At 62.4% G+C, this 11,476-nt stretch carries 13 protein-coding genes; 7 read left to right on the plus strand and 6 right to left on the minus strand.

All coding sequences use genetic code 11. The annotated features are described in order from the left end of the window. Positions 1–158: 158 nt before the first annotated feature. From dtd to Q0331_RS07290, 3 genes are all read right to left on the minus strand, one after another. A complete protein-coding gene (dtd, locus tag Q0331_RS07280) occupies positions 159–629 on the minus strand; it encodes a D-aminoacyl-tRNA deacylase (protein WP_298075739.1) in 471 nt (156 codons plus the stop codon). A gap of 68 nt (positions 630–697) precedes the next feature. Next, positions 698–2,362 (minus strand): methyltransferase, encoded by a 1,665-nt coding sequence (locus tag Q0331_RS07285; RefSeq protein WP_298075740.1) that lies wholly within the window; start codon positions 2,360–2,362, stop codon positions 698–700. A gap of 23 nt (positions 2,363–2,385) precedes the next feature. Continuing rightward, entirely contained in the window at positions 2,386–2,871 is a 486-nt protein-coding gene (locus tag Q0331_RS07290; protein ID WP_367274971.1) for a DUF3099 domain-containing protein, read from the minus strand. A gap of 11 nt (positions 2,872–2,882) precedes the next feature. On the opposite strand from Q0331_RS07290, the gene Q0331_RS07295 reads away from it, so the two are divergent. From Q0331_RS07295 to Q0331_RS07305, 3 genes are all read left to right on the plus strand, one after another. Then, positions 2,883–3,125, plus strand: coding sequence for a DUF3039 domain-containing protein (locus Q0331_RS07295; RefSeq protein WP_005295046.1), 243 nt, complete (start codon positions 2,883–2,885; stop codon positions 3,123–3,125). Next, positions 3,122–4,837 (plus strand): DEAD/DEAH box helicase, encoded by a 1,716-nt coding sequence (locus Q0331_RS07300; protein ID WP_298075742.1) that lies wholly within the window; start codon positions 3,122–3,124, stop codon positions 4,835–4,837. Before Q0331_RS07295 ends, Q0331_RS07300 begins: the two co-directional genes overlap by 4 nt. Positions 4,838–4,950: 113 nt before the next feature. Beyond that, positions 4,951–5,325 carry a DUF308 domain-containing protein gene (locus tag Q0331_RS07305; protein ID WP_298075743.1) on the plus strand — a complete coding sequence of 125 codons (375 nt, stop codon included), beginning with the start codon at positions 4,951–4,953 and terminating at the stop codon, positions 5,323–5,325. A 7-nt stretch (positions 5,326–5,332) separates the two neighbouring features. On the opposite strand, the gene Q0331_RS07310 is transcribed toward Q0331_RS07305, so the two are convergent. Together Q0331_RS07310 and ppgK are read right to left on the minus strand one after the other, a co-directional pair. Beyond that, positions 5,333–6,988 (minus strand): RNA polymerase sigma factor, encoded by a 1,656-nt coding sequence (locus tag Q0331_RS07310; RefSeq protein ID WP_298075744.1) that lies wholly within the window; start codon positions 6,986–6,988, stop codon positions 5,333–5,335. 224 nt (positions 6,989–7,212) lie between these two features. Further along, complete coding sequence (gene ppgK, locus Q0331_RS07315) at positions 7,213–7,986, minus strand: polyphosphate--glucose phosphotransferase (protein ID WP_298075745.1); 774 nt, start codon at positions 7,984–7,986, stop codon at positions 7,213–7,215. Between the two features lie 60 nt (positions 7,987–8,046). Here ppgK and Q0331_RS07320 point away from each other — a divergent pair, with 60 nt between their 5' ends. Together Q0331_RS07320 and Q0331_RS07325 are read left to right on the plus strand one after the other, a co-directional pair. Beyond that, the gene (locus Q0331_RS07320; protein WP_298075746.1) at positions 8,047–9,075 is read left to right on the plus strand and encodes an inositol monophosphatase family protein; all 1,029 of its coding nucleotides are present in this window, start codon (positions 8,047–8,049) and stop codon (positions 9,073–9,075) included. A gap of 178 nt (positions 9,076–9,253) precedes the next feature. Further along, positions 9,254–9,553 carry a DUF4193 domain-containing protein gene (locus Q0331_RS07325; RefSeq protein ID WP_005295036.1) on the plus strand — a complete coding sequence of 100 codons (300 nt, stop codon included), beginning with the start codon at positions 9,254–9,256 and terminating at the stop codon, positions 9,551–9,553. Positions 9,554–9,589: 36 nt separating this feature from the next. Here the strand turns inward: Q0331_RS07325 and Q0331_RS07330 are convergent, their stop codons facing one another. Next, complete coding sequence (locus tag Q0331_RS07330; RefSeq protein ID WP_298075747.1) at positions 9,590–10,075, minus strand: DUF3093 domain-containing protein; 486 nt, start codon at positions 10,073–10,075, stop codon at positions 9,590–9,592. A 108-nt stretch (positions 10,076–10,183) separates the two neighbouring features. Between Q0331_RS07330 and dut the strand changes: the two genes are divergently transcribed. Then, complete coding sequence (gene dut, locus Q0331_RS07335; RefSeq protein WP_298075748.1) at positions 10,184–10,660, plus strand: dUTP diphosphatase; 477 nt, start codon at positions 10,184–10,186, stop codon at positions 10,658–10,660. A 62-nt stretch (positions 10,661–10,722) separates the two neighbouring features. Beyond that, the gene (locus Q0331_RS07340) at positions 10,723–11,415 is read left to right on the plus strand and encodes a DUF3710 domain-containing protein (RefSeq protein ID WP_298075749.1); all 693 of its coding nucleotides are present in this window, start codon (positions 10,723–10,725) and stop codon (positions 11,413–11,415) included. Positions 11,416–11,476: the final 61 nt, after the last annotated feature.

Below are 11,476 nucleotides of genomic sequence, written 5' to 3' on the forward strand. Positions count from 1 at the left end.
AAGGGATTAACGGACATCTTTGATGAATTGTTCCCCACCCACCCCCTAGGAGGGAACTGTGCTTACCCCCGCAATAGGGTTTAGCGTCGCATGCCGCCGCAGATGCGGTCTCAGATATGCCCTTCTAACTGGCGAAATACGTGTCGGTGCGGGCCGGTCTACGTTTCCACCAGCACGGTGAACGGCCCCTCGTTTACGCTAGAGACCTTCATCATGGCTCCAAATCGGCCTGTTTCTACAACTATTCCGCGCTGGCGCAAAAGGTCGGCGATGCGGTCGAACACCGGTTGTGCGGCCTCGCCGGGCGCCGCGTTCCCCCAAGAAGGTCGCCGCCCCTTCTTCGTCTCGCCCATGAGCGTGAACTGGCTGACTAGCAGCACTTGCCCGCCTACCTCCTCAATCGAGTGATTGCGCGGGCTATCCCATGGCTCGCCGGCAGCGGGGAGTAGGCGCAATTCGGCGATCTTCCGCGCCATCTTTTCAACTGCGGCCTCTGCCACGCTCTCGTCTGCAATGTCGGCCACGCAGATGCCGACGAGCGCCAGCAGTGCAGGGCCTTGTACCGATCCGACGACCTCGCCGTCCACGGTCACCTCTGCACTGCTGACTGTGCTCACTACTGCTTTCACCGTTGTTTCGCCTTCCTTCCAAAGAATTTTTGCCGGGGTCTACAGTTGCCGGGTTCTAGAGTTTGGCTTTAGTACAGCTCACGCAAATCTTCCGGCACGATCATTCCGTGCCGCACCAGGTCCACCGCGATCGGCACAAGTTGATCCACCAGCTCCTCGGCGCTGATCCCCAGGTCGTCGCCGTGGACAGCGTGGTAGAACTCGGCGACGTCGCGCAGGTTTAGTCCCTCCCAGCTGAGCCCGGCCAGAATCGTCGCCAGCACGTGGTCGATCTCGTGCGACCAGCCCGGCCCGTCGATGCGGGTCAGCCGCGCGCTCTCGTCGCCGAACCCCTGGTCGGTGGCGCTCGCTGTTTTTTCTAGTATGACGCCCCGTCCCAGCCGGTAGCGGCTCTCCGCCACCGCTGTGGCAGCGGAGCGGCCGGGAACCTCCAGCTGGTCAATCCACCGGCGGCGGGCGAACCACTGGGAGGCCTCCTGGCCGAGGTAGGCGCCGGCTGGCAGCGCATGGTCGAGCGACTCGACGGTCAGCTCGGTGGCGCCCTCGAACTTTTCGATGTGGATCCAGCCCAGGCCGATGCGGGTGATCTGGTGGCGGGCGAAGAAGTCCAGCCATTCCGTGGTGCGTAGTTGGCCCGCGGTGCTCCGGGGGTCGATGCTTTCATCGCGCAGCCAGGTGGTCACGTAAGTGGCAACGTCCACCTCGTCGCGCTGCAGCACCCAGGCGCGGGCGCCCTCGTCGGGCAGCCAGCCGAGGATCCGTTCGGCGGCGGAGCTGGCAGCATCGCTGCCTTCTTCGCCGAGCGCCCAGCCGATCAGCAGGTGCGCGTGGCCTCCCGGCGCAAGGTGCTGAACTGATTGTTCGACCACTAGCTTGCTGGCTGCGTCGAGTGGCAGGCCGGAGTCGCGGTACACGTGCCCTTCTTCCGCATCCAGATCCACGGAAGGGCCGATGACGAAGGGAGGGTTGGCGACGATGACGTCGAAGGGCTGAGCGTTGGTGGACTGAGCGCTAAAGGGCTCGAACCATGAGCCCTGCACCCAGTTGACCAACGGTGATTCCAGATCTTGTGCAGCGGCGGCCACGCGGGCGTAAGCCAGGGCGCGGGCGTGGATGTCGCTGCCAAAAATTTTTGGTGGCTCGGCTCCGGCGTTAGCGGCCAGCACCAATGCGAGTACGCCGGAGCCCGTGCCGAGGTCCAGCACCCTTGCATTTGCAGGCAGCTGGGGGATGGAGTTGAGTAGCGACAGGGGAGCGTTGCCGACTCCAGGAACGTGACCCGGGCCGGGAACGCGCTCTTCCAAGGAAGCATCCGGATCCGAGAGAACCAGCACCTCAGCGTCGCCGTGGGCTGGGTGGTGAGCGGGGCGGATGTCGAGGTTCAGGCGTAGTAGTTCTGCACTGTCATCTGCGTATTGCGCAGATTGCTGCTTCACGGGGATCAGCGTATGCTCCGCCACTAAGCCAGAGGTGGTCTCGGCCCCGAAGAGATCCTGGAAGAAGGTTGCGGGCTGGGGGCGTCGTAAATAGACAGCGGCGACGAGCTGGGCGGCCACGGACCCGCGCCGCGACAGGTGCCACGTGGCGGCCGCGGGCGAACCCGATTGGGCGGCGGCCACTCCCTCCACGCCGAGCGCCTCCAAGATCAACCCAGAGCCGTAACCTCGCTCGACGAGAGTGCGAACCAGCTGTTCAGTGGCTTTACCGGGCGTGCACAGGGGAAGGTAGGGCATTGAAGTTCCTTGATGAGTCAGTGCTAGGAAGAGGACTGATCGGGGTTGTACTCGATGATCTCCGGATGCGAGGAGTTGGATTCCAGCATGGGGCGGGAAGTCTCCCCGGCAAGGGCCGCCCGCTGGGCCCGACGCTGCTCGCGTATGAGGGCGGGCTTGTAGACCTTGTTCGTGGTCTCGTCCACCTGACCGGACTCGTTGGCCAGCAGCACGGCGATCCAGGGCAAAGGCAGGCTCACCGCAGCCACGCACACCGCGAGGGCAGCGTTGTGGGTGAGCAACATCACCAATGCTGCGAGGGCGAGGATAGGAATGCGCAGGAGCTGCAGCACGGCGTAGAGCCTGCGACGGTGGTGCCATCCCTGCAAACGCGAACTCTTGGCATCGGTGATAATTTCTACCCTTGATGCTCGCTTAGCCCGGGATTCACCTCCCGTTTTCCTATTTCGTGCATCAGCCATAAACCTAACGCTAGTACGCAGCTGGAAAACAAGCAGATTCAGGGGCATGATGGTGAACTGTGAGTAACCCAAGTACGACAACGATTGAGCGCCCCGAAGTCAACACGGATACGACGACGGATGACGATGTACCGAAGTTCTTCCACTACGTGAAGAAGGACCAGATCGTCGAATCCGCCGTGATGGGCAAGCTGGTCGTGGCTCTGTGCGGCGAGACCTTCCCCGTGCGCAAGCAGGCCAAGCCGGGATCGCCTGTCTGCCCGGATTGCGAGCAGATCTACAAGGGGCTGCGCAAGAAGTGAAGCACCTCCGCCTATGGCAGCAGGAGGCACTGAACAAGTACGTCGAGGCCAGCCCGAAGGACTTCCTGGCCGTGGCGACCCCGGGTGCGGGTAAGACGACCTTCGCCCTGACCATTGCACGGTTGCTACTGGATACCCGTGCGGTTGACCGACTGGTTATCGTAGTGCCCACCGAACACCTGAAGGTGCAGTGGGCGCAGTCCGCCGCGGAGCGGGGAATCGCACTCGACGCCGAGTTCACGAACTCCTCGCCGTTCAACAACGCCTACGACGGCGTGTGCGTGACCTATGCCCAGGTGGGCATGAAGCCCACGAAGCACTACCAGGTAGCCACCGCTAAGAAGGCATTGGTGATCCTGGACGAGATCCACCACGCCGGCGACGCAAAGAGCTGGGGAGACGGCGTGCGCATGGCCTATGAGCACGTGGAACGCCGCCTCGCGCTGACAGGTACGCCCTTCCGCTCCGACGATTCCCAGATCCCCTTCGTACGCTACGAAGCAGTGGAGGGCGCGGACGGCGCGCTCGTATCCTCCGCCGACTACACCTATGGCTACGCGGACGCGCTAAAGGACGGCGTTGTTCGTCCTGTGGTTTTCCTTTCATATTCCGGTCAGGCCCGCTGGCGCAACTCCGCCGGCGAGGAGTTCGAGGCACGCCTGGGAGAGCCGCTGAACGCAGAGCAGACCGCTCGTGCATGGCGTACTGCGTTGGATCCCAAGGGCGACTGGATTCCCGCCGTGCTCAATGCCGCGCAGACGCGCCTGCAGCAGCTGCGCGAGACCATTCCCGACGCGGGTGGCCTGGTGATCGCCACGGACAAGACCACGGCGCGCGCCTACGCGCGGATTCTGGAGCGGATCAGCAACACCCCGGTGACGGTGGTGCTCTCCGACGAGGCGGGGGCTTCCGAACGCATTAAGGAGTTCTCCGCCAGCACCGACGAGTGGATGGTGGCCGTGCGCATGGTGTCCGAGGGCGTGGACGTGCCGCGCTTGGCCGTGGGCGTGTACGCCACATCCTCCTCCACACCACTGTTCTTCGCCCAGGCCATCGGCCGTTTCGTGCGCTCCAGGCGGCCGGGGGAGTCGGCGTCAATCTTCCTCCCGAGTGTGTCCGTACTCCTCGAGTTGGCCTCCAAGATGGAGCAGCAGCGCAACCACGTGCTCGGCAAGCCCCACCGCCAGAACGAGGGGTGGGACGACGAGCTGCTACGGCAGGCCAACCAGGAGCAGAACGAGCCCGAGGAGGACAAGGGCTACGAGTCCGTCGGCGCCGAGGCCGAGCTAGACAGTCTCATCTACGACGGTTCGACCTACGGCACGGCCACCTTGAGCGGGTCGGAGGAGGAGCAGGCATACCTTGGCCTACCTGGTCTTCTGGACGCCGAACAGATGCGTACGTTGCTGCGTCAGCGCCAAGCCGAGCAGTTGGACGCGCGAGCGAAGGAAGAAGAGCGCCGCAAGCAGGAGAAGCAGAAGCCAGCCGAAGAGGGCAGTGGCGCGGACTTGCGCAATAAGCGCGTAGCCAGCGAGGAACTCCCGGCCCTGCGCAAGGAACTGAATGCCCTGGTGTCTATGAAGTCCGCCCGCACCGGCAAACCACATGGGCAGATTCACAACGATGCGCGGAGAAACTGCGGCGGGCCGTCCACGGCGCTGTGCACGGCACAGCAGCTGCGCGACCGCATTGCTTACCTAAGAGACTGGTGAGGATTCATAAGGGGGACACCGGGAAAGTGGGGTAAGATACACCGCGGCACGCAACGGCGGTGTATCGCCGGATGCCTAGAGGCAAGCGACCCCGGAGGGAAGGAAACGGCACGATGGCTCGAGAAGACTACATCGATCTGGATAAGTCCAACGCGCAGGAGGCTGAGCTCCAGAAGATCGCGCCGCGCAAGGTCAGCGGGCTGAGCCTGGCCGCCCTGATTGTGGGCATCCTGTCTATCCCAGCCGCGATGTTCCCCCTTATCGGCATCGTGGTGGCCGCGGTGGCGATACTGGTGGGAATCACGTCGGTGGTTATCGCGAACCGCAGGGGAACCCAGCGCAGCTACGCGATTATTGGCCTGGTGCTGGGGGTATTGGCCATGGCTATTGCGATCTTCTTCACCCAGGTGGCCATGAAGAGCATGGAGGGTTGCGAAGACCTACGCGGCACGGAGTTCTCCGACTGCGTGAAGAACAATCAGAACTAGTCCAGAACTAATCCAGGTAGTCGCGCAGCACCTGGGACCGCGACGGGTGGCGCAGCTTGGACATCGTCTTCGACTCGATCTGGCGAATGCGCTCGCGGGTAACTCCGTAAACCTGGCCGATCTCGTCTAAAGTGCGCGGCATGCCGTCGGTCAGGCCGAAACGCAGCTTCACCACGCCGGCCTCACGCTCGGACAACGTGTGCAGCACATCCTGCAGCTGGTCCTGCAGCAGGGTGAACGAGACCGCATCGACGGCCACGACGGCCTCCGAGTCCTCGATGAAGTCGCCCAGCTGGGAGTCGCCCTCGTCGCCGATGGTCTGGTCCAGGGAAATCGGCTCGCGGGCGTACTGCTGGATCTCCAGCACCTTGTCCACGGTGATGTCCATCTCGCGCGCCAGCTCCTCTGGAGTGGGCTCGCGGCCCAGGTCCTGCAGCAGCTCGCGCTGAATGCGGCCCAGCTTGTTGATGACCTCGACCATGTGCACCGGGATGCGGATGGTGCGGGCCTGGTCGGCGATGGCGCGGGTGATGGCCTGACGAATCCACCAGGTGGCGTACGTGGAGAACTTGTAGCCCTTCACGTAGTCGAACTTCTCGACTGCGCGGATAAGACCCAGATTGCCCTCCTGGATCAGATCCAGGAACGCCATACCGCGGCCGGTGTAGCGCTTAGCCAGCGACACCACGAGGCGCAGGTTGGCCTCCAGCAAGTGGTTTTTAGCGCGGCGCCCGTCGCGGTCGATCTCGCGCAGGTCGCGGCGGTGCATCGGAGAGAGCTTCTCGCCCGACTCCTTGATCTCCTGCAGGCGATAAGCGGCGTAAAGGCCGGCCTCGATGCGCTTGGCTAGGGAGACCTCTTGCTCCGCGTTCAGCAGCGCGACCTTGCCGATCTGCTTCAGATACGCGCGCACCGAGTCCGCGGAAGCCGTGAGCTCGGCATCCTTTCGAGCCTGGCGCAGCGCTGCGGACTCGTCCTCATCCCAGACGAAGCTGCCGTCCTTCTTATCGTCTTCCTCATCGGAATCCTCGGAGTCTTCGTCGTCGTCCTCGTCATCTTCGTCGAGGTCGTCGTCATCGTCCTCGAGATCGTCGAGATCCTCCAGGTCGTCGAGGTCTTCGTCCTCATCCATGTCCTCGAGCGCATCGAGGTCATCCGGAGCGTCTGCGTCCTCGTCTTGGTCGAAGTCGTCTCGCTCTTCCGCGGTATCCGGCGCATCCTGCTGCTTGGCCGAAGTAGCGGCGGTGCCGGCTGCGGTTGCGTCCTCCTCGAGAACCTCCTCGGCCGCCTTCGCCGCCTTGGTGCCGCGCTTAGTGGTGGTCTTCTTCGCCGTCTTCTTAGCAACCTTGCGCGTGGTCTTCTTCGCGGTTTTCTTGGTTGCCTTCTTGGCCGTCTTCTTCGCGGCCTTGCGCGCAGTCTTCTTGGCAGTCTTCTTTGCGGTTTTCTTCGCCGCCTTCTTTACGGGAGTGGACGCCTGCTCCTCCTGCTCGGCAGCGGGTTCAGCAGCCTTTGTCGTAGCCTTCCGCGCGGTGGCCTTCTTGGCAACCGTCGACTTCTTCGCCACCTTTCGGGCAGTTTTCTTCGCTGCCGTCTTCTTTGCAACCTTGCGCACAACACCCTCGGTGCTGTCTTCGCCGGTGGTGGTCGAGTCGTTCGCTGCCACGGAAGCCCTTTCACTCGTATTGCATGGTGCACTGAAATGGCCTCCTTAAAAGGCCACATTCCGAAAAGGAATTAGGGTGCACCGGGTTGCGGCATACCCGCAACCGGATGGTCTAGGAGGGTCGTTGAAACCCCTGCTGTGCTAATCGACCGCCCATTATAACTCAAATTGCAGCATGGCGTTGCAACCATCCCTGGTATAGAGCGGTTGCTTTCTAGCGGGGACTAGGGCTTGATGCCATCCTGTACGGCCATTGCAGCGCCGATAATGCCCGCCTGATTGCGCAGCTTCGCCGGGATAACTTCCTCTTCGACAGTCAGCAGCGGAACCCACTTGTCGGCCTTGCGAGAAATACCGCCGCCGACGATAAACGTCTTCGGGCTGAACAGAGCGCTGTAGGTGTGCAGAACCTCGTCCACGCGCGCGGCCCACTTCTTATAGGACAGCTCCTCGCGGTCTTTCGCCGCGGAGCTGGCATACCACTCAACGTCACCGTTCTCGTCGTGGGGCAGGTGGCCGAGCTCGGAGTTAGGGAACAGGTTTCCATCACACAGCATGGCCGAGCCGATGCCGGTTCCGAAAGTGAGCATCAGCACCGCGCCTTCCTTTGCGCTTTCCTCGCCGTACTTGACTTCCGCCAATCCCGCCGCGTCGGCGTCATTAAGAACAGCGATCTCCCGCTCGCCGAGGTGGCGCTTGAACAGCTCCTGCATATCGGTATCGATCCACGACTTGTCGATGTTCGCCGCGGAGCGAGCCTTCTGGTCTTTGACTACGGCGGGCACCGTGATACCCACCGGACCGTCCCATTCGGCCATGTCCATCAGCTTGCGCACGACCTCCGCCACTGCATCCGGGGTGGAGGGCTTCGGGGTGAGGATCTTAAAACGCTCGGTGACCAGCTCGCCGGTGTTGAGGTCTACTACGGCGCCTTTCACACCGGATCCACCGATGTCTACGCCGAAACTCAGGTTCTGCTCTGCCTTGTCCTCAGTCATGCCCACAACACTACCTTGAAGATATTGGGCTGCGCTCAGCATTAAGGGCGGCTGCCAAGAATGGCCAAGAATGGCAATGTGGAGAGCATGGAAAACACGGGTTCAGCAACTATGAGCGCTAAGGCGCGTGAGGTAGCGACGATTCTCCAGCGGGCAGAATCCAACCAGGCGCCCCAGCGAGTGTTCGACGAGGTGTCGACGGCGGGGGAGGCTGGTGCGTCCACAAGAGAAAGAACCTTTAGCCCTGCTGACCTGGAGGCGGTAGCGCTCGAGGTGGCGTGTGAGGCGGCCGTCCTTGTTCGACGCCGTCGTGGCGAACTCGCCGACGAGCACGGTCACGTCGGCGTGGTGGGGACGAAGACCTCCGAGGTGGATCCGGTGACGGAGGTAGACCAGGCCAGTGAGAAACTCATTGCAGAGCAGCTGCTGCAGCGGGTGCCCGGATCCCGCGTGCTCGGCGAGGAAAGCGGCCTGAGTAGCGCGGAAAGTGCCCCGGGGGAGGTTCTCTGGATCGTCGATCCGATCGATGGAACAGTGAACTTCCTCTACGGGGTTCCGGCCTATGCCGTGAGCATCGCCGCAGTTGTGGACAGGCAGCCAGTAGCCGGCGTGGTGGTGGACGTGACAGGCCAGGTTGTCTATGTGGCGCATGCGGGTGGGCCGGCGCGGCGCTTGAAGGACAGTGCCGATAATGCCGCGGCCGATACCCTGCGCGTGGAACCAGCGGAGCAGGAGGCAGCGCCTGGTGGAGCACTGAGGAAGGCGCTGGTCGCGACCGGCTTTTCGTATGTGGCCGAGGACCGCCGTCGCCAGGCGGAGCGGCTGACCCGCCTTCTGCCGGAGGTCCGCGATATACGACGGATCGGCTCGGCCGCACTGGACCTGTGCCGTGTGGCAAGTGGAGAAGTGGATGCCTACTTTGAACACGGGTTGGGCCCGTGGGACCACGCTGCGGGGTGTCTGATTGCCGCGCGTGCCGGAGCCATTAGCGTGGCCCCGGATTATGACGTTACGAAGGAGGCGAAGGCGCTTGTATTGGCAGCGAAGCCGGGGGTGGCTGCGGAGCTGGCTGAACTGCTGGTGGAATAGCCGCGGGGGGAGCCTTTTACCCCAATCGGGCGCCAGTGCGCGCGTGAAGGTGACAAGGGGTGTGCATGTGCTCTAGGATCCGCGAACAGTGAGACGAATTTAGGCAATTTTCAGCCAGCCCCGCTGGCTATTTTGCACTCCATCAGATCGACACAACCGACGTAAGTAAGGACCCAATATGGCCACTGACTACGACGCGCCGCGCCGACGTTCCGAAGACGACATCGAGACCGACTCCCTGGAGGGTCTGAAGGCCGCAGAGAAGGCCGAACCGTCAGTTTCCGATACGGATGATGGAGAGATCGTCGAGCCCTTCGACGTACCCATGGCGGACCTTTCCGGCGAAGAGCTGTCCGGTTCTGTAATCCCGCGCCAGAGCGACGAGTTCACCTGCAGCGTGTGCTTCCTGGTGCAGCACCGCAGCTGCATCGCAGAAACTGTCGCCGACGGCGAGTACATCTGCAAGGACTGCGCTTGAATTGCTTAGGTTGCTTAAGCCGCTTAGCAATCTGCTTTAGTAGATCGGGCGACCAAGCTGCTCCAGAACCTCCTGAGGTTCCTTAGTGGAGATTAGCCAGTAGGGGGTTGGGTCGTCCGGATCGTCCAGGACGAGCATCGCCATCGTCGGAATCCAGTTCTTGTGCACAACATAGGCGGCCGGATCCAGTTGGCGGCCCATAGCGGCGCGCTTGGCGGTAGGGGGAATAACTAGGCTGCGGCTGACCACACTTGCGGGGAGTTTTGCCGGGCCGACGTGCAACCAACGCTCGCCGGAGCTATCTTCCGTGACCTCCACCTTGGTGCGGGAAAAGTAAATCAGCGCCCACACTGCCAGCGCGCCGGAAACCACGAGGGCGACGTAGAAGGTCCACATCGGACGGCCCATCTGCGCCTGCCACGCAATGATTGCGACTACGCCCGCGGCGAACAGCCACCACACTAGGGGTACGCGCTGGTGCTCCGAATACAGCAGCTTTTCCTGCTGAGTGTCCGATGCCAATTGAATATCTCCTGATAGATCTGTTCGCTTTGCGTGCTGCCTAGTAATTCTAGCCCTTGGGGGTTCGGACATCGTAACTTCGGTTGGGTACTTGTAGTCTTGGTGACCGTGACCCTTAAGCAAAATGGACAAACCGGAAATGACGCCCCGCTGCGTATCGTTCGCCTGGACAAGGAGCTGCCCTTGCCGCGCCGCGCCCACGCGACGGATGCCGGCATCGATCTGTACACGGCCCAGGATGTGACCATTGCCCCTGGGCATCGGGAGCTGGTCGGCACAGGCATCGCCATCGCATTGCCTGTAGGCACAGTGGGGCTGGTGCACCCGCGCAGTGGGCTCGCGCTGAAAAAGGGGCTTTCCATCGTCAATGCCCCGGGGACGATTGATGCGGACTATCGCGGTGAGATCAAAGTATGCCTGATCAACCTGGATCCTGATCAGCCCATTGAATTGGCGCGCGGGGAGCGGATTGCACAGTTGCTGGTGCAGGAAGTCAGCCTGTGCGACGTCGAAGAGGTCGAGAGCGTAGAGCAACTGGGGGAGACCGTTCGGGGCGAGTCCGGCTATGGCTCCACTGGGGTTTAGGCTCGCAACGCTTAGCTGCACTCGAAGTAACTTAAGAAGCCAACAGAAGACGGAGTTTTGAGATGTTTGGTCGCAAGAATAATGACGACAAGAATCAAGTAGAGGAAGCTGTTCAGCCGCAGCAAGGTCAGCCAGAAAACGACTTTGGCCCGTTTGACGGCGACACGGTGAACTTCCAGGACTTCGACTTCTCGGATTTTGCCGCGGGGGCTTTGGATCTGGGCTCCATGCTCATTCCGGTGCCGCACGGCGGTGAGGTCAAGGTGGATATGGGGCCAGAGGGGCCGCAGATGATTCACCTGGAGATCGATGGTGGGCGCATCACCCCGATTGCCTTCGCTGCACCGCGAAACGGTGACCTGTGGGCCGAGTCTGTCGAGGAGACGGTCGCGGGCATGACGAAGGACGGCCTGGACGTCCATGTCGAGGAAGGTCCGTGGGGCCAGGAAATCTGCGCGGTAGCCGGTGAAGGGCAGATGCGCCTGATCGGCGTGAACGGACCGCGTTGGATGTTCCGGGCGACGCTGGCCGGAGAGAAGTCCAAGGCGGACGAGTTGGCCAAGGTGGCCCGGGAGATCGTCGCACGTACCTTTATCCGCCGCGGCAGCGACCCAATTCCGGCTGGCCAGCCTTTGCCGGTGTTGATGCCGCAGGCCATGGCGGATGCTCTGCAGGAGCAGCTGCAGGAGCTGGCTCACCGCCAGAGTGCCGAATCCCAGGGAGCTACCCGGAACCTGGGCGAGGATCTGCAGTAATGGCAGGAAAGACAGAGCCGCAACAGGGCGGCGATGCAGCCCAGGCCACCCTGCTGGAGCA

Source organism: uncultured Corynebacterium sp. (assembly GCF_937999985.1).
Taxonomy (GTDB): Bacteria; Actinomycetota; Actinomycetes; order Mycobacteriales; family Mycobacteriaceae; genus Corynebacterium.